This window comes from Halostella limicola (genome assembly GCF_003675875.1).
In the GTDB taxonomy this organism is placed as follows: Archaea; Halobacteriota; Halobacteria; order Halobacteriales; family Natronoarchaeaceae; genus Halostella; species Halostella limicola.
Genome location: NZ_RCDI01000002.1, coordinates 572461 through 592072, shown reverse-complemented (window position 1 = coordinate 592072; position 19612 = coordinate 572461). Strand labels below are relative to the sequence as shown.

Here is a 19612-nt window from a genome sequence, read left to right as displayed (position 1 = left end):
CGCCCGCACGGCTAGACATCGCTACGGGATCGAGATCCTGCGGGGCGAGTACGAGTGCCGACCGGCGACGTAGGGTACCGCGACCGTCGGGGACAGCCTCCCGTCGAGCCCGCGGCGACCACGAGGACCGACGCGCCGTATCCGCGACCTCGTGACCGCGGCCGCGGAGACTGCAGTACGAGGTCGGGGCGACGAACTCGGTGCCAGTGGCGACGAGAACGGCGGTGGGGCCGCTCCTCTACGGCCTATTTCCAAAAAAACTGCGACGGGAGAGAAGAGATTGCGCCCGTCAGTCGTCGCTCATCACGCGGTCGGAGACCGGCGACCGCTCGCGGTCCTCCTCGGGCGTCGCGGTCCGCTGGTGGAGCAGCTTGACCCCGACGTCGTAGGCGAAGATGGCCGTCCCGAGGATGATCAGGGTGTCGCCCGGCATGCGCGCCCAGAACAGCAGCTGGACGAGTTCTCCGCTGTAGAACGCCAGGCTCCGGGCGGCCGCGTACGTCTCGGTGAACGCGACCTCCAGCTGGAGGAAGCCGACGGGCAGCAGGGAGACGACGACCATCAGCAGGAGGCCGACGTTCCAGGTCCAGAACGCCCACCAGAGGCGGCGCTCGTTCCAGGCCGCGCTACGGGTGGTGATCTGCAGCAGGTACGTCGCCATGCCGAGCGCGAGGAAGCCGAACGCGCCGAACATCGCGGCGTGAGCGTGCGCGACGGTGAGGTAGGTGCCGTGCTCGTAGTAGTTCACCAGCGGCAGGTTGATGAAGAACCCGAGCACGCCCGCGCCGACGAAGTTCCACAGGCCGCTGGCCACGATGAAGGCGAACGGGAGCGTGTAGGGGAACGACTCGCCGGCCCCGCGCATCGCGGAGTACTCGCCGAGCGCCTCGTAGAGGATGAACACGAGCGGGATGAGTTCGAGCGTCGAGAAGACGCTCCCCAGCGGGATCCAGAGGTCGGGCTGGCCGATCCACCAGTAGTGGTGGGAGACGCCGATGATGCCGCTACCCATGACGAGCAGGGCCTCGAAGGCGACGGCCTTCTCGGCGGAGCGCTTGTCGAGCAGGTTCATCGACACCAGCGTCAGGCCGACGATGGCGACGATGAAGAACTCGAACGCGCCCTCGACCCACATGTGGACGACCCACCAGCGCCAGAACTCCGTGACGACGATGTTCGTGTCGGGCGTGTACAGCGTCCCGGCGACGAACAGCAGGGCGATGGAGCCGCCGGCGTAGAGGATCATGTGCGCGAGGCCGTACCGCGGCTCGCGGTCGAGCAGCGGCTTGAACCCGCGGGCGACCAGCGCCGCCCACCCGAGGAAGCCGGCGAGCAGGCCGAACTGCCAGAGGCGGCCCACTTCGAGGTACTCCAGGCCCTCGTTGCCGAGGATCCACCAGAGGTCGCCGTCGATGTAGCCGTTCGCGCCGAGCCAGATGCCCGCGAGCCCGCCGACGGAGACGACGACGAGCGCGGCGAGCAGGGCGTTGACGTACTTCGCCTGGTTCCGCGGTTCGTAGCCCGTCAGCAGCGCCGGCAGGAAGAGGCCAGCGCCGAGCCACAGCGTCGCGATCCAGAGGATGCCCAGGTCGAGGTGCCAGGTCTTCGCCATCGCGAACGGCAGCAGCGACAGGAAGTCCACGCCGAGCAGCTCGCCGAGGCCGAAGAAGGCGTCGCGCTCGACGTAGTAGTGCGCGAGCAGCCCCCCGAGCAGCACCTGTCCGAGGAACAGCAGCGCCGCGACGGGGACGAACCGCGCGGCCGCGATCTGGCTCGGGAACACGTCGACGTCGTCGGGACTCGGCACCGAGATGCCCTCGGTCTCCGGTTCGGCGAGGTCGACCGAGCGGTAGAGCCAGACGCCGATGCCCGCGCCCGCGACGAGCAGCACCATCGAGATGACGCTCCACGTCATCGTCGACCCGGTGGGTTCGTTGCCGGCGGCGGGCTGGTAGGGCCAGTCGTTCGTGTAGCTGTGGTCGGAGCCGGGTCGGTCGGTGTGGGCGATCCACGCCGTCCAGAGCGCGAAGTCGGCGAACTGCCGAGCCTCCTCCTCGGACTCGACCATCCCGGCGGGGACGCCGCGCTCGGTTTCGCCCTCGTGGTAGCGCTCGACGTACTCCTGGCGCACCTGCTCGTGCGCGTACAGCTCGGCTTCGGTGTACTCGATCTCCTCACCGGGGGCGCCGTTCTCCAGGTCCTGTTCGACCCGTTCGTCGACGACCGCGCGCTCCTCGACGCTGAGGGCGTCGTAGGCGTCGCCGTAGCGCTCCTCGGCGTAGTACGCCCGCATGTGCTCTACCTTCAGGTCGAGCACGTCGGCGGTGTAGTCGACGCCGTAGTACGCGCCGTTGCCGAGTATCGACCCGTGGTTCATCAGCCCGTACTGCTGGAAGGCCTTCTTCCCGTCGCGGACCTGTTCGTCGGTGACGACCGTCTCGCCGTCCGCGTCCTCGACGGTCTTGGGGATGGGGGGCGCTTCCTGATAGGAGAGCCACGCGCCCGCTCCCATCACGGCCAGGTTCAGGACGAAGACGACGACGAGCGCCTTCGCGATACTTTGTCTTCGGACTTTCATACGGGTGGACCTCGGTCCCCGAAACCCTTGTAGCGGCCGCGGGTTCTCAGGGGCTGACAACGCGTCCGAACACGTTCGGGGAGTAATCCTCGTCGCGGCGCTACCGCTCGGAGAGTTCCTGCATGGCCGCGTGTTCGGCGTACTCCTCGACGGTCGGCTGGCCCCAGAACCGCACGTCGCCGCTCCGCTGGTCGAAGTCGATGACGTTCGCGTCGGTCAGCTTCGGCAGGTGGATGTGGTAGAGGTTGGCGGCGACCCGGTCGACGTGGTCCCCGCTCGGGTCGCCTTCCGCCTCCCAGACGGCGACCTGCTCGGCGAGGTCCTCGTAGTCGACGACGTCGTCGCCCGCGTTCACGAGGTGATAGAGAACGTATCGACGCCGCTGGTCGGAGAGGAGGTCGAAGACGGTGTCGAGCGACGGCGTCGGCGCGGAGCGCTCCCCGTTCGCGCCTGCGTCGGATCGGCCGTCGTCGGCGCCGTCCCCGTGGTCGTCGCTCATGTCTGATTCGTTAGATCGTTGTACCCCGCCGTCAAAGAACGCTCAGTCTAGGCACCTAGGTGTTTGTTCCGCTGCGGTCCGCGGCTCCGTCTCCCCGCGGCGGCCACCGAATTTATACCCCGGTGCGTGGGATCAGAGGTAATGAGTAACACCGAGGTCGAACTGGCGTCCACGTGGGCGCCGAGTTCGCGCGTGATCGAATCGGTAGCCGAGGCGGAGGGCGTCGACCCGGTCGCGCTCGATCCGCCGCTCAACGCGGTCGTCGATCTCGACGCGCTGGACGAACTGTTCTCGCAGACCGGCGGCGTCCCCCGCGCGAGCGGCCGGGTCGAGTTCGAGTACTGCGACTACCACGTCGTCGTCGAGGGCGACGGCGCGGTCACCGTCGAACCGAAGGACGCCCCGTCGCCGTGATCACCGGCCCGACGAGGGCGACTCCTCGGTCGGGTCGACCCCGTCGGCGTCGACGACCGACTCCACGTCGACGGCGCGCTCCTCGTACTGCCGTCGACGCGCCGGCGACAGCGACTCCCACTCCTCGTCGAGCCCGCGCGCCGGCGGGCTCCGCCACGCGCGGGTGAGGTGCCGCTCGCCGAGCGCGACGGCCCTTGCCGCGGACGTCTCCCGCGCCAGCCACGCCCGCTCTGCGGCGACCGCGTTCGCGCCGCAGTCGGGCGGCGACCGCGCGGCCGCCGCCAGCCGTTCCCGTCGCCACGCCTCCCGCCCCGACAGCGGGGCGCGCTCGACGGCGACCCGGGGGTCGCAGGCCCACTGCGGGAACTGCGGCGCGGACTCGAACGCCGTCCCGAACTGCGAGAGTTCGGCCGGCGTCTCCCCGGTCAGCAGGTCGTAACACGCCTCGCACACCGCGACCAGCGACTCCAGCGCCCACCGGCGCTCGCCGTCGGCGACGGAGACGACGAAGCCGAGCGACTGTTCGGCGTCGCCGGTCCGGCCGAGTTCGGTCAAGCAGCGGCCGCACCGGTCGCCGTAGAACGACAGGACCGCCTCGCGGCGAGCACCGTAGTCCGCTGGGGCGTTTCGCTCCCCGTTCTCGACGACGCCGTCGTCGCCGTCCCGGTCGAGGTCGAACGCGGCGTAGAGGTGCGACCGGTCGTCGACGACGTAGGCGGTGTTGTACGGCGGTACCTCGGGGTCGAACGCGAACGCGTTGCACATTGTGGTAGGTTCTGGCGAGCGGCTGCTCGCGGGAGAGTGCGGCCGGAGCCGAGCGGCTCCGGGAACCGAACACCGGGCGGGGCGAACCTCAGCGCCTGCGCCGGTGACGCGTGTCAGGAGAAGCGAAGCGCCGGTGTCTGCCGGCGCCGTGGCTACGCCGCCGCAGCGCGACCGGACGACCGACGGTGGAACGGCGTGCCATACGGAATATATCACAGTATAGGGCCTAAAATTTTTCGCTTTCGCTAGGTATGATGGGGTTTACTGATCGTGCGGTCGCCGAAGACCGGTGGAGATCGGAGTAGATCCGATCTACCGACGCGACCGGCCGCCGGACGTTTCGAAGCGCTTAAAGCCGGAAGCCGAGTACGAGTGGGTAACTCGCTGGACGACGGGCACCAGCGGGCACCCGTTTACTCGGGACGGAATGTGGCCGGGTCACCGGCTGAACCACAAGCGCCCGTGGTGATAACCATGGCACAGAGCTTCTACTCACACATCAAGGAAGCGTGGCAGAACCCGGACGACGGCAAACTCGCCGAACTCCAGTGGCAGCGAAAGCAGGAGTGGCGCGACCAGGGCGCCATCGAGCGCGTCGAGCGCCCGACCCGCCTCGACAAGGCCCGCGAGCTGGGCTACAAGGCGAAGCAGGGCGTCGTCGTCGCTCGCGTGAGCGTCCGCAAGGGCTCGGCCCGCAAGGAACGGTTCCGCGCCGGGCGACGCTCGAAGCGCCAGGGTGTCAACGCGATCACCCGCCGCAAGAACCTCCAGCGGATCGCCGAGGAGCGCGCCTCCCGGAAGTTCCGCAACCTGCGCGTCCTCAACTCCTACTGGGTCGGCGAGGACGGCAGCCAGAAGTGGTTCGAAGCGATCATGGTGGACCCGGAGCACCCCGCCATCCAGAACGACGACGACCTCAACTGGATCTGCGACGACGCTCACGAGAACCGCGCGTTCCGCGGCCTCACGAGCGCCGGCAAGAAGAACCGTGGCCTCTCCCAGAAGGGCAAGGGCACGGAGCACACCCGCCCGAGCAACAACGGCGGCAAGGGCCGCGGGAAGTAACGTCGACGCGACATCGCGTCGCCGAGCGGCCGACTGACTACTCCGTTTTCTATCGTCCGTAGTGCTCGTACCGGCCATATCGAGAGGAACCGGTGATCGGACCTTCGGATCGACAGCCCGGTGGAGAGTTCGCTCAGTCCCAATCGATCCGGCCGCGCTTGTCTTCGTCCTTGAGGATGAACGGTCCGGCCGCGAGCGTCCGGAAGGAGATCGTGGCAGACCGAAGTACGTACGACGTAAACAGCGCGAACGGAACGAGGCCGGCAACGTAGGCGGCGCCGGTGAAGAGAATGAGCGACCCGATGCCGAGAACCGAGATATCCGGGATCAGGTTCGCCTTGAGGGCAAGGAGCGCGTACGAGAGGTAGACGATGGAGGGAAATGAGATCGCCAACAGCCACCGCGAGAGGTTGGCGAGTTCCCGCTTGAAGTATAGCGTCTTGAAATACGCCCGCCCCGTCGTGAACTGTTTCAGCGTCTCGACGATATCCTCTAGGACATCTCGTTGCCGGTCGGTGAGTTCGTCACCATGGGTACTCAGGAGACGCTGCGTGACGTACATCTGCCAGGAGTAATCGTAGTCCAGCCCGGCGAGCAGCACCTCAGACGTTCCGAACTGTCCCCGCTGAAGTCGCTTTTCGATGCTCTCGGTCTGCCGGACGACGTCGTCCACGAAGGCGTCGACGCGCTCACTGAACGCGGAGCCATCGTCCTCCACCACGGTGTCGAGTTCCTCCGACTGGTCGCGAACCGCCCGGAGGATAGTCAGGAGGAACTCCGCGGGCCGCGCCGGACTCACGTCCGGGTCGCTCATCTCCCGGATCGAACTCCGGAACGAGAGGGAGTTCTCGATCTCGTCGAGTTGGTCTCCGATCGACGTAAGCTCCTGAGAGAGCACCACGGAGTTGATAGAGACGGCGATAGAGACGAGGAGTATCGTCCCGCTGAGCAGCGTGAACAACAGGGTCTGTACGATTTCGGTCTCCGTTACGAGGTCCCGCATTTCGGTCGTCCAGACGACCCCAAGCACGACGAACCCCGTCATGACGACCAGCATCGCGACTGCCGTGACGACTCCCCGGCCGCCGCTGAGCAGCAGCCACCGCTTGAACGAGTTCTCCTCGGGTTCGAGCAGCGTCCCTTTGGCCGCTTCCACGCGTTCGGTCACGTTTTCGGACGCGGTGTCCGCGCCGTCTGTTCCCATACGGTAGATCCGACGACCGAACGGATACGTTAGGTGGGTCAGCAGCGACCCGTCAGTACTCCACCGCCCGCTCGATCCCCGACCGAATCCGCTCGGGGTCGGGCAGGTAGTCCTCCTCGCGGGCGTACAGCGGGAACGGGACGTCGTACCCCGTCACGCGCTCGACGGGCGCTTCCAGGTACATGAGCGCCTCGTCGTTGATCCGCGCGGTGATCTCGGCGGCCATCCCCGCAGTCTTCGGGGCCTCGTGGACGACGACGCAGCGGCCGGTCTTGCGCACCGAGTCGAGGATGGTCTCCTCGTCCAGTGGGACGATCGTCCGCGGGTCGATCAGTTCGACGTCGGCGTCGGCGTTGTTCGCAGCGCGCTGGGTTTCGCGGCGCATCGCGCCCCACGCGACGACCGTGATGTCCTCGCCCTCCTCGACGACGTTCGCCTCGCCGAAGGGGACCAGATGTTCCTCTTCCGGCACCTCGCCGCTGACCGCGCGATACAGCCGCGTCGGTTCGAGGAAGATGACCGGGTCCGGGTTGCGGATCGAGGCGGCGAGCAGGCCCTTCGCGTCCGCCGGTGAGGACGGGTAGGCGATCTGCAGGCCGGGCGTGTGGGCGTACCCCGCCTCGAAGCTCTCGGAGTGGTGTTCGAGCGCGCGGATGCCGCCGCCGGAGGGCGCGCGGATCGTCATCGGGCAGTTCATCGTCCCGCGCGAGCGACTCCGCAGGCGCGCGGCGTGTTGCTGGATCTGGGCGAACGCCTGGTGCATGAACCCCGAGAACTGGATCTCGGGGACGGGGGTCAGGCCGTGCGCGGCGAGGCCGACGCCCATGCCCACGATGCCGGACTCGGCGACGGGGGCGTCGTAGATCTGGCCGGGGTAGTCGTCGATCAGGCCCTGCGTCGCGCGGAACACGCCGCCGTTCCGGCCCACGTCCTGCCCGTAGACGATCACGCCGTCGTCGCGCTCCATCTCCGCCCGGAGCGTCGAGCGGATCGCCTCCAGCATGTTCAGCTGCTCAGTCATGGTCGACCTCCTCGCGCCGGAACTCGTCGCGCTGTTTCCGCAGCGACTGCGGCAGTTCGTCGAAGACGTGGTCGAACATCTCCGCGGGGACGACCTCTTTCTCCCCCTCGCGGGCGCGCTCGATGGCGGCTTCCAGTTCGGTCTCGACGTCCTCCTCTATCTCGGCGACGGTCTCGTCGTCGAGCACGCCCTCGGAGCGCAGGTAGTCCTCGTACCGGTCGATGGGGTCGCGCTCCTCCCACTCGGCCTCCTCCTCGGGCGTCCGGTAGACGGAGGGGTCGTCCGCGGTCGTGTGCATCGACTGACGGTAGGTGAGCGCCTCGACGAGGATCGGGTTCCCCTGCCGGGCCTGCTCCAGCGCCTCCGTGACGACCTTGTACGTGCCGAGCACGTCGTTGCCGTCGACCTGGATCCCGTCGATGCCGCCCGCGATGGCCTTCTGGGCGATGGTCTCGGCACGGGTCTGGTTCTCGGTCGGGACGCTGATAGCGTACCGGTTGTTCTGACAGAGGAAGACGGTGTGGGCGTCGAACACGCCGGCCATGTTGAACGCCTCGTAGGCGTCGCCCTCGCTGGAGGCCCCGTCGCCGAAGAAGACGAGCGACGCGGCGTCGTCGTCGGTGATCGCCTGCCCCCACCCCAGCCCCGCGCCGTGGAGGGTCTGGGCCCCGACGGCGATGGAGGGCGGCATCGTGTGTTCACCCTCGGGCACCTCCGCGCCCTCCTCCATCCCCATGGCGTACCACAGCAGGAGGTGCGGGTCGATCCCGCGGGTCAGGTAGGCGGCGCTCTCGCGGAACGACGGCACCATCCAGTCGGCCTCGGACAGCGCCGTCGCGCTGGCGACCTGCACCGCCTCCTGCCCGATCGCTGGGGCGATGGTGCCGATCTCGCCGCGACGCTGGAGCGCGATGGCCCGCGTGTCGAAGCGGCGCGCCCGCTTCATGTTTCGGTACAGGTCGAGCAGTTCCTCCTCGGACAGGTTCGGGACGAGATCCTCGTCGGCCTCCCCCGACTCGTCGAGGACCTGCACGTGGTCTATCGTGAACTCGGCGGCCCGCTCTCTGGGCATAGGCGGAGGACAACGGAGAGACACTTATGCGCGGGGCGGCGGGTGCGGAACGGTTGCGGTCACCCCGACGCGGAGCGCCGGCGAACGAGGTCCGTCAGTGCCACACTCTTCCGCGGCGGCGTTCGGGACCACGTTTTATGCCGCGCGTCGCCGTATCCAGACCTATGACAGGCGCTGACAGGTTCTTTCTGGTCGTGACGCTGCTGATCTTCGCGCTCATCCTCGTCGGGCTGATAATGGCCGCGGTGGGCATGTAGGCCCGCGCTGACAGCGGGCGAGGCCCGGTACGCGCCGAGTCATACGGATTGTTGTAACGATTTACCGGTCATCGCCGGTGCGGATCGGCGATGACCGGTAAAGGACTACAACAGTCCGTATCAGCCCAGCGGCACCTCGACGAGCGTCATCTCGTCGGCCGACACGACCTCGTTCAGCGTCTCCTCGATCGTCGCCCAGTCGTCGGCGCGGCGGGCCTCGATCCCGAAGCTCTCGGCGAACGCGACGAGGTCGGGGTTGGAGAGCGCCGTGCCGAAGTGCTCGTTGCGGTGTTCTTCCTGATGCTCGGAGATCATCCCGTAGTCGTCGTCGCGGAACACGACGATGGTGTACGAGCAGCCGAGGCGGCTCGCCGTCTCGATCTCGGCGGCGTTCATCAGGAACCCGCCGTCGCCGGTCGCGACGACGACGTCCTCGTCCAGCGCGAGGTCGGCCGCGACGCCGCCGGGGACCGCGATGCCCATGGTCGCCAGCCCGTTCGAGATGATGCAGGTGTTCGGCTCGTAGACGGGGAAGTGCTTCGCGATCGCCATCTTGTGGCTCCCCACGTCGGAGATCAGCACGTCCTCGTCGGCCATCGCGTCGCGCAGCAGCGGGAGGACCCGGCGGACCGATATCGGGTCGCCGGCGTCGGGCCGCTCGCTGACGTCGGCGGCGATGCGCTCGCGCAGGTCCTGCCACCACGTCGAGCACTCGGTCGAGAGCAGGGCCGTTAGCTCCTCCAGCGTCCGGGAGACGTCCGCGACGACCTCCACGTCGGGGTTGTAGTGGCGGTACACCTCCGCGGGTTCGGCGTCGACGTGAATCACCGTCTTGTCGGGACTGGGGTTCCACTCCTGGGGGTCGTGCTCCGCGATGTCGTAGCCGACGGCGACGACGCAGTCGGCGCGCTCGATAGCCGTCGCCGCCTCGTCGTCCGGGCCGGATTCGAGCGTCAGCAGCGAGTGCTCGTCGGCGTCCGAAACCGCGCCCTTCCCCATGAACGTCGCGACGACCGGGACGTTCGTCGTCTCGACGAACGCCCGCAGCTGCTCTGCGGCGCGGGTCCGCACCGCGCCGTTGCCCGCGAGGACGATGGGACGGTCCGACGCGCCGATCAGGTCGGCGGCGCGCGAGAGCGACGCCCCGTCGGGATCGGGGCGGCGCACCCGGTCGCGCGTCGGCAGCGGCGTCGCGTCGATCGACTCGGCCGCCACGTCCTCGGGGACTTCGAGGTGGGTCGCGCCGGGCTTCTCGTGCTCGGCGAGCTTGAACGCCTTCCGCACGGATTCGGGGACGGTCTCGGGCGCGCTCACCTGCGTGTTCCACTTGACGACCGGTTCGAACGTGTCGACGACGTCGAGCGCCTGGTGGCTCTCCTTGTGCAGGCGCTCCAGACCGCCCTGTCCCGTGATGGCGACGAGCGGGCTCTTGTCGAGGTGGGCGTCGGCGACCCCCGTCAGCAGGTTCGTCGCGCCGGGGCCGAGCGTCGAGAGGCAGACGCCGGCCTCCCCCGTCACGCGCCCATGGACGTCGGCCATGAACGCCGCGCCCTGCTCGTGGCGCACCGGGAAGAACTCCACGTCCGAGTCCCGCAGGGCGAACAGGACGTCCTCCAGTTCCTCGCCGGGGATGCCGAAGACGTAGTCGACGCCCTCCGCCTCCAGGCACTCCGCCAGCAGGTCGGCAGCGTTCGTCATTCGACGAGATCTCCCTCCTTGCTCGGGCCGTGGGACACCCAGACCGTCTTCTCGTTGACGAACTCGCGGATGCCCTGCTTCGCGAGTTCCCGGCCGTAGCCGGAGTCTTTCACGCCGCCGAACGGCAGGCGCGGGTCCGATTTGACCAGCTCGTTCACGTACGCGAGACCGGACTCGAACCGCCGGGCGACGCGCTCACCGCGTTCGAGGTCCTCCGTCCAGACGCTCGCGCCCAGTCCGTAGTCGATGTCGTTGGCCTTCTCGATCGCCGCCTCCTCGTCCGGCACCTCGAAGACGGTCGCGACCGGGCCGAACACCTCCTCCTCGTCGGCAGGCGACCCCTCGGGGATGTCGGTGAGCACCGTCGGCGGGTAGAAGTAGCCGTCGCGGTCCATCGGCTCGCCGCCCAGCCGCACCTCCGCGCCCTGCGCTACGGTTTCCTCGACCTGCTCGTGCAGGTCCTCCATGAGCCCTTCCCGGGCCTGCGGCCCCACGTCGGTGTCCTCGTCGGTCGGGTCGCCCGTCTGCAGGCTCTCCATCTCGTTCAGGAACCCGTCGAGGAACTCGTCGTACGCGTCCTCGTGGACGATGAAGCGCTTCGCGGCGATGCAGGACTGCCCCGAGTTGATGATCCGCGCCCGGGCGGCGACCTCGCAGGCGCGCTCCATCGGCGCGTCGTCGAGGACGACGAAGGGGTCGCTCCCGCCGAGTTCGAGGACGTGCTTCTTGAGGTTCTTGCCGGCCGTCTCGGCGACGTTGCGACCCGCGCCCTCGCTGCCCGTGATGGTGACGGCGCGGACCCGGTCGTCGCTTATCACGTCCTCGATGGCGTCGGAGCCGACCATGAGCGTCGTGAAGACGCCCTCGGGGTAGCCGGCCTCCCTGAACACGTCCTCGATGGCCTTCGCGCAGCCCGGTACGTTCGAGGCGTGCTTGAGCAGGCCGACGTTGCCCGCGGTCAGCGTCGGCGCGGCGAAGCGAAACACCTGCCAGAACGGGAAGTTCCACGGCATGATGGCGAGCACGGGACCGAGCGGCTGGCGCGCGACGAACGTGTCGGCGTCCGTCTCGCCGCCGACGTGCTCGTCCTGCAGGAACTCCGCCGCGCGCTCGGCGTAGTAGTCACAGACCCACGCGCACTTCTCGACCTCCGACCGGCCCTGCTCGATGGGCTTGCCCATCTCCGCGGTCATCAGCTCGGCGTACTCGTCGCTGTTCTCGCGCAGCACCTCGCCGGCCCGCTCCAGCAGCGCCTCGCGCTCCGCGATCGGCTGCTCGCGCCACTCCTCGAAGGCGTCGTTCGCGCGGTCGAGCAGGTCGTCGACGTCCCCCTCGCCGTGCGTCTCGTACGAGTCCAGAGTCTCCTCGGTCGCCGGATTGACACTCTCCATTGTGAGTCCCCCACCCCGGCCTCGGCCGGGTAACGGTGCGCGTACTACGGGGGAGAGACGCTTAGCTCTGGGGGACGATCGAATGCGCGGTTGCGGAACCGAAAGGAATCAGGCGGGGCCGGTCCCTTCCGGCGGGTTGCGGAAGAGACCGTCCATCATCGCGAGCGCACCGACCGCGGCGCCGGCGACCAGCGCGGTGCGCGACGGGACAGAGAGCAAGTGGCCTGCGAGCAGGGAGAGCAGAAGGGCTGCCGGAATGACAGCGAGAACGAGGTCGTAGCGCGATACCTCGACGTTGCGGGCCGTGCGACGGCCGTCGTTGACACTATCCGTCATACTATCACCACCCTCCATTGACACGTACGACGGACTCCCACTAAAATCTTATCGTAGTTCAGTTCAGCCAACACACTCCGAATTCACATATGAACAAAACGGTGAATTCTCCTATTTACGATGTTGCATACTCATAACTTATAGAGCGCGATCGGAGACGGCGATACGACGTTCGCGGTCGTCCGCTCCCGGCAAGTGAGCGGGGAAAAAACGGGACGGGTCGCCGAGGTGATCCGAGTCGGGGAGGTTGTCCCGACTGCCCCCCTCAGCGAACTTCGCCGTAGCGTTCAGCGAGGTAGTCCCGGATGTCCTCGCTCTCCGCGATCACTTCGCCGTGCTGGTGGTCGACGAGCACGGGGATCTGGTCCTCCGCGATCGCTTGCAACTCGTCGTAGACCTGCTCGTTCAGCACCTCGGGGTCCTCGCCCGGACGCCGCGGGTTGTGGGCGACGTAGGAGAGTCCGAGGTCGGTGAGCTTCTCGCGGACCGACTCGCTGTGCGGACAGCCCTCTGCCTGGTAGAGTTCGAGCACGTTCGAAAAAGAACGCGGCGGGCTAAAAGCGTCGACCACGCCGTCGAAAGTGCCAGGGGATCGGACGGGCGGCGCGTTCCCCGGTCCGTACGACCGTCCGCCGGTTCCCGGACCGCCCTCGCGCGCGGTCCGGTACTCGGTCTTCGTACTCCTCTCGCACAGAGGAGGGACGGGCCGGTGCGGTCCGCCATCGGGCTATCCCCTCGACTTCGGTATGTCGGGTTTCGCCCTTTCCTCTCCCCGACCAACACGGACCGAGATAGGTCGTCCGGTCGGCCGTCTCCCCCAGCGTGGCAAACGTTAGCAGACCACGCGAAAAAGCCTTGCGGAACCTCCCGCCCCTGCGACACCTCACTCGTCGACGACGTGGCCGTTCAGGTAGTTCTCCACCTTGTCCGCGGTCGACTGCATCTCCTTGCAGATGGCGACGACGCGCTCGCCGTCCTCGCGGCGGTCCGACTCGACCGTCACGGGGAGGTTGCACTCGCGGAAGTGGGCGATCAGGCGCTCTATCGCGTCCGGGTCGCCGCGGACGGTGTGGCGCTCGCCGGGCGTCTCGCCGTCCTCGACCGCCTCGATCGTCTCGATCATCGGCAGGAGGATCGCCTCCCCGAGACGGTGGGCGCGCTCGCGGGCGGTCGCCTCGTCCTCCTCGAACTCGACGGACTGGAACGCCTCGCGTATCACCCGGCGGAAGACGAAGTCCCGACCGTAGTCGAAGGGGAGCGAGAAGGCGTGGGCCAGCGCGTCGCGGTGGGCGCTCGCGGTCGTGTACTTCAGCTGTCGGCGGCCATCGAGCGACTGCATAACGACGCCCTCGCGGCCCTCGTCGTCGAGGCTGCGGACGATATTCTCGACCGCGTCGGGGGCCTCTGCGGAGTCGTAACGGCCGAAGGATCGGGTCTGCGGAACGCCGCGACTGTCGCAGAGGCGGCGGCGCTCGTCGACGGGGAGCGGTGCCCCCGTCTCGCGCTCGCGGAGGTCGAACGCGCGGAAGGCGGCCGAGTCGACGCCGTCGTAGTCGTGTTCGGTGTACGGGTTCTCGGGGCCGATCACCTCGCCGCAGAGGACGAGGTCGGGGCGGTCCTCGAACAGCGATCCGAAGTCGCGCTCGCGCACCAGATGCGTCGTGTACGGACAGACGTAGCCGCCGCGCGTGAACGCGAGCAGGTCGCCTACCCGGGCGACGCGGACGTTGTACCCGTTCAGCTTCTCCTCGACGATCAGCGGGCCGTCGAAGTGGCGGGGGACGCCTTCGGAGAGCGTCAGCGTCCGGGGCACCTTCGGGTAGCCGCGGACGACGACGCCGTCTATCAGCACGGTCCCCCGTTCGAGGCCGTGGCGCGCGTCCCCCAGTCGTCGGTACTCCCGTCCCTCGTAGCGCTCCCGCTCGAAGTGTTCGAGCACGTCGCCGGCCCGCTCGGGAGCGACCCCCAGCCGTTCGGCGTACCCCATGTCATGCTAGAGAATAGCATGCACGAAAAGCGTGACGACGGCCGCCGGGACGCGGCGCGGCCGCGCTCCTCGTCCGCGGCCGATCGATGGCGCGTCGCTCGTCGGTCCGCCGTCCGGTCGTCCGTGAGACATATTACCACGCGCCCCGAAGGTCGATCGATGGTCGACCACCCGCTCAAGCAGCGGTTCGTGCTCGACACCTCGGCGCTGCTGACCGACGAGATACGGCGAGAGGGGGAGGACGTCGAGGAGACGCTTGACAGGGTGCTGGACATGGTTGCGGAGGCGAAACTCGACCTCAATATCTCCTGTTACATCCCGCCGTCGGTGTACGACGAGGTCGACGTGATGCTCCGGGACCGCGACGTCGACCAGGCGGTGATCTCGAAGCTCAACACCTGGGTGATCAAGAAGAACCCGGCCCGCTACGAGGTGATGATCCCGGCCGAGATCGTGTACGGCTTCATCGACGAGATGAGCGACCGGGTCGACAAGGGACTGCGCGTCTCCGAGAAGGCCGTCCGCAAGGCCGAGGAGTCCGGCGGCGACCCCGTCGAGGACCACGACTACATGACCGAGGCGGACGCGGTCATCTCCGACCTGCGAGAGGAGTACCGCCGGACGCTCCGGCAGGGCGTGCTCGACTCCCGGGAGGACTTCGACCTCCTGATCCTCGCGCGGGAGCTCGACGCGGGCGTCGTCACGGAGGACACGGGGATCATCAGTTGGGCGGAGGACTTCGGCCTGCGCTACCTCAAGGGCCGGGACTTCCCGTCCCTGCTGGAGGAGTACCTCGCCGCGAACCGGCGCACGAGGTAGGTCGGTTCCGCGTCCGTACAGGTCAGGTTTGCAGGCAATCGAGGGCTTTTGGTTCTGGGAGTCGGAGTGTGCAACGGCCGGACGCCGGTTCGCGCAGTTAGCCGGAACCGCCCTAACCGCGCGGCCGAGTTAGCCAGCTTAGACAAAAGGTACTTGAACGACCCCGCCTTAACCCGAGGTGAAGGTCACCACGGCTTTCTATCATGCAAGGACAAAACCAACAGCAGGCCTACGACCGGGGGATCACCATCTTCTCCCCGGACGGTCGCCTGTACCAGGTCGAGTACGCCCGCGAAGCGGTCAAGCGCGGCACGGCGAGCATCGGCGTCCGGACCGCGGACGGCGTCGTTCTCGTCGTCGACAAGCAGCTCCGCTCGCGGCTGATGGAGCCGAACAGCATCGAGAAGCTACACAAGGCCGACGACCACGTCGGCATCGCGAGCGCCGGCCACGTGGCCGACGCCCGCCAGCTCATCGACTTCGCTCGGCGCCAGGCGCAGGTCAACCAGATCCGCTACGGCGAGCCGATCGAGGTCGAGACGCTGACAAAGAACGTCACCGACCACATCCAGCAGTACACGCAGACGGGCGGCGCGCGCCCGTTCGGCGTCGCGCTGCTCATCGCCGGCGTCGAGAACGGCGAACCCCGCCTGTTCGAGACCGACCCCAGCGGCACCCCCAACGAGTGGAAGGCGCTGGCCGTCGGCCGCGACCGCGGCGAGATACAGGAACACCTCGAGGAGAACTACGAGGAGGGCGCCGACCTCGACGCGGGGATCGACCTCGCGCTCGAAGCCCTCGCCTCGGTCAAGGACGGTTCGTTCGAACCGTCCGGCGTCGGCGTCGCGACGGTCGACGTCGAGACCGAGCAGTACGACGAACTCGACGAGGACCGGGTCGAGGCCCACCTCAGCGAACTCGACCTCCTCGAAGGAGCCGAGGAGGAGGACGAATAATGCACGACAACTTCACCACCGACGGCGGCATCGACGACGGTCTGTCCGGCGCTCGGGAGCCCGAGATCGGCGAGACGCCGACGAACTCCCTGACGATGGACGACCTCGACAACGTGAACAAGACGGGGACGACGACGATCGGGCTGACGACCGCGGACGGCGTCATCGTCGCGACGGACATGCGCGCCAGCCTCGGCGGCCGGTTCGTCTCGAACAAGAACGTCCAGAAGGTCGAACAGATCCACCCCACGGCCGCGCTGACGCTCGTCGGCTCGGTCGGCGGCGCGCAGTCGTTCATCAGCAGCCTCCGCGCGGAGTCGAACCTCTACGAGGCGCGCCGGGGCGAGCCGATGAGCATCCACGCGCTAGCGACGCTCGCGGGCAACTTCGCCCGCGGCGGCCCCTTCTTCGCGATCCACCCGATTCTGGGCGGGGTCGACGACGAGGGCCACCACGTCTACAGCATCGACCCCGCCGGCGGCGTCGTCAAGGACGACTACACCGTTACCGGCTCCGGCATGCAGGTCGCCTACGGCCTCCTCGAACAGGAGTACGAGGAAGGTCTCTCCAACGAGGAAGCCAAGACCATCGCGGCCCGCAGCATTCACAGCGCCGCGGAGCGCGACACCGGCTCCGGTAACGGCGTCTACCTCGCCGAGATCACCGGCGACGGCGTCGACATCCAGGGCCACAAGGACTTCGACGACGTCATCTGAGGTCGTCGAGCACGTCCCCGCGTTCCCCGCAGTAGTGGGCGAACGCACGCAGTTCCTCTTCGGATAGCTCCTGGTACGCGCCCTCCGCGATCTTCGCTAGCGCGTCGTCCACGGCGGCGGCGGTCCGCTCCACCTCGAACGTGGCGCTGACGTGGCACTCGCCGTCGGCGCGGCGGCGCTCGGCGCGGTAGATCGCTTCGAGGAACGTCGCCTTCCGCGACCGGTCGCCCGCGCCGACGCCGAGGTAGAAGAAGGCGAGCGCGTCGACGAGCGGTTCGTCCAGCGCCTCGTCGGCGAACACCCGGTCGCGGTCGCGCGGTTCCATCCGCTCGAACAGGAGCGCGAGGTCGAGCACCGCGTCCCGCAGGCGCTTGCGGATGCGGTACCGGGCGTCGTACGCCGACTGGTCGCTCTCGTGGGTTGCGTCGCCGCGGAGGAACGCCCTGTCGGCCGGCGTGAGGATCCCTCGGTCGCGGCTGTCGTTGTCAGTCATCTGTGTCTCTCGGTGGTCCGGCATCGTCCGAATCGGACTAACCGTACCCTCTATCGAGTCGGGTTCCGCAAAAGGATTGGGGGAGATACGGGCGGGACGACGGCCCCGGTTCGATCACAGTCCTCACGGGTACGCTCCGGTGCCGACGCGTCGCCGGCGCCGCGGACGGCGGCGGTCACTATCGGTAGAGCGGTCGGTTCGAAGCGCAAGCGCGGACGGTGAGGGCCTCCGCGTCGTGCGGTTCCGGGGCTCGGCGGCGAGGAGCTTAAGTCCGTCACCGATCGATCTCCGATCGCCTATGCCCCAGGTCCACCTCGACGAGGAGACGCTCGAACGGCTCGACGACCTCCGCGTCGAGGACGAATCGTACGACGAGATACTCACCGAACTGATCAACATCTACGAGGCCGAGGAGCTGACCCTGTCGTACGCCGGCGACCGGATCTGACGGCCGCCGCAGCGTTCGGGACGACCGGCGGGAAATTTTTCGTTCGCGAGCCCGTAGAAACGCGTGTATGCCCCGAAGCGTAACCGAACCGTCCGAATCGGAGCCGAACGCGGAGATGAGCCTGATCGGTTACGTGCTGGCCGCGGGGACGGCGCTGCTGCTGATCCCCCTCGCGCCGTTCCTCGCCGTCCTGTGGGTGTTCGACCGCCTCTTCGGCGGCGACCGCGTCGGTCGAACGGTCGACAGGGTGGACTACCGACCGAACTAGAACATCCGCCGCCCCCGGGGCGCGCCGCCGCCGGCCGGGAGCGGCGCGGACCCCGGAAGCTCGCCGACGCACCGCCGACAGAACCGATACTCGCGCTCGTTTTCCGCCCCGCAGTCGGGACAGGTGACGGCGTCCGCGGACGCCGCTACCGACCCGTCCTCTCGCTTCGTGTCTCGCCGCGCGGTCAGGTTCAGGTATATCGCGGCCAACTGTACGGCGACGAGGGCGAACAGCGCCGCGTAGAGCCACGTGGACTCCATGGCCGTCCGATCGTTGATCGTCCAAAGACTTAAATACCTCGCCGAAATCGACCGCGTCGGATATCCGTTGGGGGGACTGTATCGAAAACCGCAGGAAGTTGGTCTATTTCACCGCTCGCACCTGGCTGTATTTTACCGAAGATTTATTTAGAACCGCGAGTCTAGTGACGACTGGGTGATGCGTCATGGCCCTGCCGACCAGTCCCGTCAGCTCCTGGACGCGAGGCCTGAACCTGCCCACCCAGCTGTTCGGTAGTACAGGCGACAACGACGTGGAACTGTACGAGGACGACGGCGAGTTCGTCCTCAGCGTTGAGATGCCCGGCTTCGAGCGCGACGAGATCGACGTCAGCTGGCACGAGGGCCGCCTGAACGTCGCGGCCGAACACGAGGACGCGAGCCGCGGCCGCAAGAAGACCTACCACCGGAGCTTCCGGATGCCCAAAGAGATCGACGAGGACGAGATCGCCGCGGCCTACCGGAACGGCGTCCTCGAAGTGACCCTCCCGACCACCGAGAGCGCGACCACCCGCGGCAAGACCATCGAGATCGAGGGCTGACGCTCGCGTCGGCCCCGCGGTAACGCATCGACTGCGCGACCGGTTCTCTTCTCGTCGAGCGACGAGCGGTCAGGTCGCCGGTCGGCGGTCAGGAGCCGGGCATCGAGGACAGCGTCGAAACGGGGACTACGCGCCTTCGACCAGCCGCTCCAGCTGCTCGGGCGGGACCGCGCCGCGGGCGGCGTGGCCGTCGTACGCGAACGTTGGGACGCCGGTGATCCCCTGCTGGTGGGCGACCTGGAACTGCTCCTCGACCTCGCTCCGGAGCGTGTCGTCGTCGAGCGCCGACCGGACCTCGTCGGGGTCGACGCCGGCCTCGTCGGCCAGTTCGACGAGCACGTCCGCGTCGCCGATGTCGCGGCCGTCCTTCCAGAGCGCGTCGTACACCGACTCGTCGAACTCGGCCCACGTCTCGTAGGGGTAGTGCTCCTTCACGAAGTAGGAGACGACCTGCGCGTCGAGCGAGTCGACGTCGGTGACGAGCTCCTGGACCATCTCCACGTCGTACTGCTCCTGAAGGCGCTTCACGTTCTCCCGGGCCTGCGAGTAGTAGTCGTCGTCCTTGCCGTCGTCGACGTCGTGGTCGATCTCGCCGTTCTCGTCGCGCTTCTGCGCCCGCAGGTCGAACGGGTGCCAGTCGACTTCGAGCTCCTCGTCTCGCGAGTCCTGATACTGTCGCAGCGACTCGCGCCCGAGGTAACAGAACGGGCACACGTAGTCGGCGAACACCGTGATGGCGGCATCCTCCTGCTGTTGGCTCATGGGTTCCGATAGACGATTCACACGTAAAAGGCGGGCGTTCGGG

The 19612-nt window shown here is 67.8% G+C and carries 22 protein-coding genes; 8 read left to right on the top strand and 14 right to left on the bottom strand.

Translation table 11 applies throughout. The annotated features are described in order from the left end of the window. Positions 1-289 precede the first annotated feature (289 nt). Together D8670_RS10965 and D8670_RS10960 are read right to left on the bottom strand one after the other, a co-directional pair. On the bottom strand, positions 290-2578 hold the full coding sequence (locus D8670_RS10965; RefSeq protein WP_121818145.1) for a nitric-oxide reductase large subunit: 2289 nt from the start codon (positions 2576-2578) through the stop codon (positions 290-292). 100 nt (positions 2579-2678) lie between these two features. Continuing rightward, positions 2679-3077 carry a DUF7344 domain-containing protein gene (locus D8670_RS10960; protein WP_205254074.1) on the bottom strand — a complete coding sequence of 133 codons (399 nt, stop codon included), beginning with the start codon at positions 3075-3077 and terminating at the stop codon, positions 2679-2681. Positions 3078-3218: 141 nt separating this feature from the next. Here D8670_RS10960 and D8670_RS10955 point away from each other — a divergent pair, with 141 nt between their 5' ends. After that, positions 3219-3491 carry a DdfA family disk-determining factor gene (locus D8670_RS10955; RefSeq protein WP_121818144.1) on the top strand — a complete coding sequence of 91 codons (273 nt, stop codon included), beginning with the start codon at positions 3219-3221 and terminating at the stop codon, positions 3489-3491. On the opposite strand, the gene D8670_RS10950 is transcribed toward D8670_RS10955, so the two are convergent. After that, a complete protein-coding gene (locus D8670_RS10950) occupies positions 3492-4256 on the bottom strand; it encodes a hypothetical protein (protein ID WP_121818143.1) in 765 nt (254 codons plus the stop codon). Positions 4257-4730: 474 nt separating this feature from the next. Here D8670_RS10950 and D8670_RS10945 point away from each other — a divergent pair, with 474 nt between their 5' ends. Then, positions 4731-5321 carry a 50S ribosomal protein L15e gene (locus D8670_RS10945; RefSeq protein ID WP_121818142.1) on the top strand — a complete coding sequence of 197 codons (591 nt, stop codon included), beginning with the start codon at positions 4731-4733 and terminating at the stop codon, positions 5319-5321. A gap of 133 nt (positions 5322-5454) precedes the next feature. Here D8670_RS10945 and D8670_RS10940 read toward each other — a convergent pair whose 3' ends face one another. From D8670_RS10940 to D8670_RS10905, 8 genes are all read right to left on the bottom strand, one after another. After that, a complete protein-coding gene (locus D8670_RS10940; RefSeq protein WP_121818141.1) occupies positions 5455-6525 on the bottom strand; it encodes a DUF7972 family membrane protein in 1071 nt (356 codons plus the stop codon). Between the two features lie 52 nt (positions 6526-6577). Continuing rightward, on the bottom strand, positions 6578-7546 hold the full coding sequence (locus tag D8670_RS10935; protein ID WP_121818140.1) for an alpha-ketoacid dehydrogenase subunit beta: 969 nt from the start codon (positions 7544-7546) through the stop codon (positions 6578-6580). Continuing rightward, positions 7539-8618 carry a pyruvate dehydrogenase (acetyl-transferring) E1 component subunit alpha gene (gene pdhA, locus D8670_RS10930; RefSeq protein ID WP_121818139.1) on the bottom strand — a complete coding sequence of 360 codons (1080 nt, stop codon included), beginning with the start codon at positions 8616-8618 and terminating at the stop codon, positions 7539-7541. The genes D8670_RS10935 and pdhA overlap by 8 nt, the downstream gene beginning before the upstream one ends. A gap of 377 nt (positions 8619-8995) precedes the next feature. After that, a complete protein-coding gene (locus tag D8670_RS10925; RefSeq protein ID WP_121818138.1) occupies positions 8996-10573 on the bottom strand; it encodes an acetolactate synthase large subunit in 1578 nt (525 codons plus the stop codon). Next, the gene (locus D8670_RS10920) at positions 10570-11964 is read right to left on the bottom strand and encodes an NAD-dependent succinate-semialdehyde dehydrogenase (RefSeq protein WP_121818137.1); all 1395 of its coding nucleotides are present in this window, start codon (positions 11962-11964) and stop codon (positions 10570-10572) included. The genes D8670_RS10925 and D8670_RS10920 overlap by 4 nt, the downstream gene beginning before the upstream one ends. A 108-nt stretch (positions 11965-12072) precedes the next feature. After that, on the bottom strand, positions 12073-12300 hold the full coding sequence (locus tag D8670_RS10915; RefSeq protein WP_162994264.1) for a DUF8015 family protein: 228 nt from the start codon (positions 12298-12300) through the stop codon (positions 12073-12075). A 265-nt stretch (positions 12301-12565) separates the two neighbouring features. After that, on the bottom strand, positions 12566-12832 hold the full coding sequence (locus D8670_RS10910; RefSeq protein WP_121818135.1) for a glutathione S-transferase N-terminal domain-containing protein: 267 nt from the start codon (positions 12830-12832) through the stop codon (positions 12566-12568). 351 nt (positions 12833-13183) lie between these two features. Continuing rightward, complete coding sequence (locus D8670_RS10905; RefSeq protein ID WP_121818134.1) at positions 13184-14287, bottom strand: RNA ligase; 1104 nt, start codon at positions 14285-14287, stop codon at positions 13184-13186. 159 nt (positions 14288-14446) lie between these two features. On the opposite strand from D8670_RS10905, the gene D8670_RS10900 reads away from it, so the two are divergent. From D8670_RS10900 to psmB, 3 genes are all read left to right on the top strand, one after another. Further along, a complete protein-coding gene (locus D8670_RS10900) occupies positions 14447-15106 on the top strand; it encodes an RNA ligase partner protein (protein WP_121818133.1) in 660 nt (219 codons plus the stop codon). 203 nt (positions 15107-15309) lie between these two features. After that, complete coding sequence (gene psmA, locus D8670_RS10895) at positions 15310-16062, top strand: archaeal proteasome endopeptidase complex subunit alpha (RefSeq protein ID WP_121818132.1); 753 nt, start codon at positions 15310-15312, stop codon at positions 16060-16062. After that, positions 16062-16778: an archaeal proteasome endopeptidase complex subunit beta gene (gene psmB / locus D8670_RS10890; RefSeq protein WP_121818131.1), complete on the top strand. Its 717-nt coding sequence runs from the start codon at positions 16062-16064 to the stop codon at positions 16776-16778. Before psmA ends, psmB begins: the two co-directional genes overlap by 1 nt. Here the strand turns inward: psmB and D8670_RS10885 are convergent. Next, positions 16771-17271 carry a DUF8102 family protein gene (locus D8670_RS10885; RefSeq protein WP_162994263.1) on the bottom strand — a complete coding sequence of 167 codons (501 nt, stop codon included), beginning with the start codon at positions 17269-17271 and terminating at the stop codon, positions 16771-16773. The two genes, psmB and D8670_RS10885, sit on opposite strands and share 8 nt — an antisense overlap. 298 nt (positions 17272-17569) lie before the next feature. On the opposite strand from D8670_RS10885, the gene D8670_RS20910 reads away from it, so the two are divergent. Further along, positions 17570-17719 (top strand): DUF7557 family protein, encoded by a 150-nt coding sequence (locus tag D8670_RS20910; RefSeq protein ID WP_162994262.1) that lies wholly within the window; start codon positions 17570-17572, stop codon positions 17717-17719. 67 nt (positions 17720-17786) lie between these two features. Continuing rightward, positions 17787-17987: a DUF7535 family protein gene (locus D8670_RS10880; protein WP_121818129.1), complete on the top strand. Its 201-nt coding sequence runs from the start codon at positions 17787-17789 to the stop codon at positions 17985-17987. Here the strand turns inward: D8670_RS10880 and D8670_RS10875 are convergent. Next, on the bottom strand, positions 17984-18247 hold the full coding sequence (locus D8670_RS10875) for a DUF7577 domain-containing protein (protein WP_121818128.1): 264 nt from the start codon (positions 18245-18247) through the stop codon (positions 17984-17986). The two genes, D8670_RS10880 and D8670_RS10875, sit on opposite strands and share 4 nt — an antisense overlap. Before the next feature lie 185 nt (positions 18248-18432). Here D8670_RS10875 and D8670_RS10870 point away from each other — a divergent pair, with 185 nt between their 5' ends. Beyond that, the gene (locus D8670_RS10870; protein WP_121818127.1) at positions 18433-18807 is read left to right on the top strand and encodes an Hsp20/alpha crystallin family protein; all 375 of its coding nucleotides are present in this window, start codon (positions 18433-18435) and stop codon (positions 18805-18807) included. 126 nt (positions 18808-18933) lie between these two features. Here D8670_RS10870 and D8670_RS10865 read toward each other — a convergent pair whose 3' ends face one another. Next, a complete protein-coding gene (locus D8670_RS10865; protein WP_121818126.1) occupies positions 18934-19569 on the bottom strand; it encodes a DsbA family oxidoreductase in 636 nt (211 codons plus the stop codon). Positions 19570-19612: the final 43 nt, after the last annotated feature.

What these genes read in the sequence shown, in the direction of transcription:
- D8670_RS10945 (WP_121818142.1), top strand. Translation starts at nt 4,731, where the DNA reads ATGGCACAGAGCTTCTACTCACACATCAAGGAAGCGTGGCAGAACCCG.
- D8670_RS10870 (WP_121818127.1), top strand. Translation starts at nt 18,433, where the DNA reads ATGGCCCTGCCGACCAGTCCCGTCAGCTCCTGGACGCGAGGCCTGAAC.
- D8670_RS10955 (WP_121818144.1), top strand. Translation starts at nt 3,219, where the DNA reads ATGAGTAACACCGAGGTCGAACTGGCGTCCACGTGGGCGCCGAGTTCG.
- D8670_RS10920 (WP_121818137.1), bottom strand. Translation starts at nt 11,964, where the DNA reads ATGGAGAGTGTCAATCCGGCGACCGAGGAGACTCTGGACTCGTACGAG.
- D8670_RS10950 (WP_121818143.1), bottom strand. Translation starts at nt 4,256, where the DNA reads ATGTGCAACGCGTTCGCGTTCGACCCCGAGGTACCGCCGTACAACACC.
- pdhA (WP_121818139.1), bottom strand. Translation starts at nt 8,618, where the DNA reads ATGCCCAGAGAGCGGGCCGCCGAGTTCACGATAGACCACGTGCAGGTC.
- D8670_RS10935 (WP_121818140.1), bottom strand. Translation starts at nt 7,546, where the DNA reads ATGACTGAGCAGCTGAACATGCTGGAGGCGATCCGCTCGACGCTCCGG.
- D8670_RS10905 (WP_121818134.1), bottom strand. Translation starts at nt 14,287, where the DNA reads ATGGGGTACGCCGAACGGCTGGGGGTCGCTCCCGAGCGGGCCGGCGAC.
- D8670_RS20910 (WP_162994262.1), top strand. Translation starts at nt 17,570, where the DNA reads ATGCCCCAGGTCCACCTCGACGAGGAGACGCTCGAACGGCTCGACGAC.
- D8670_RS10925 (WP_121818138.1), bottom strand. Translation starts at nt 10,573, where the DNA reads ATGACGAACGCTGCCGACCTGCTGGCGGAGTGCCTGGAGGCGGAGGGC.
- D8670_RS10865 (WP_121818126.1), bottom strand. Translation starts at nt 19,569, where the DNA reads ATGAGCCAACAGCAGGAGGATGCCGCCATCACGGTGTTCGCCGACTAC.
- psmB (WP_121818131.1), top strand. Translation starts at nt 16,062, where the DNA reads ATGCACGACAACTTCACCACCGACGGCGGCATCGACGACGGTCTGTCC.
- D8670_RS10940 (WP_121818141.1), bottom strand. Translation starts at nt 6,525, where the DNA reads ATGGGAACAGACGGCGCGGACACCGCGTCCGAAAACGTGACCGAACGC.
- psmA (WP_121818132.1), top strand. Translation starts at nt 15,310, where the DNA reads ATGCAAGGACAAAACCAACAGCAGGCCTACGACCGGGGGATCACCATC.
- D8670_RS10915 (WP_162994264.1), bottom strand. Translation starts at nt 12,300, where the DNA reads ATGACGGATAGTGTCAACGACGGCCGTCGCACGGCCCGCAACGTCGAG.
- D8670_RS10965 (WP_121818145.1), bottom strand. Translation starts at nt 2,578, where the DNA reads ATGAAAGTCCGAAGACAAAGTATCGCGAAGGCGCTCGTCGTCGTCTTC.
- D8670_RS10960 (WP_205254074.1), bottom strand. Translation starts at nt 3,077, where the DNA reads ATGAGCGACGACCACGGGGACGGCGCCGACGACGGCCGATCCGACGCA.
- D8670_RS10880 (WP_121818129.1), top strand. Translation starts at nt 17,787, where the DNA reads ATGCCCCGAAGCGTAACCGAACCGTCCGAATCGGAGCCGAACGCGGAG.
- D8670_RS10900 (WP_121818133.1), top strand. Translation starts at nt 14,447, where the DNA reads ATGGTCGACCACCCGCTCAAGCAGCGGTTCGTGCTCGACACCTCGGCG.
- D8670_RS10885 (WP_162994263.1), bottom strand. Translation starts at nt 17,271, where the DNA reads ATGACTGACAACGACAGCCGCGACCGAGGGATCCTCACGCCGGCCGAC.
- D8670_RS10875 (WP_121818128.1), bottom strand. Translation starts at nt 18,247, where the DNA reads ATGGAGTCCACGTGGCTCTACGCGGCGCTGTTCGCCCTCGTCGCCGTA.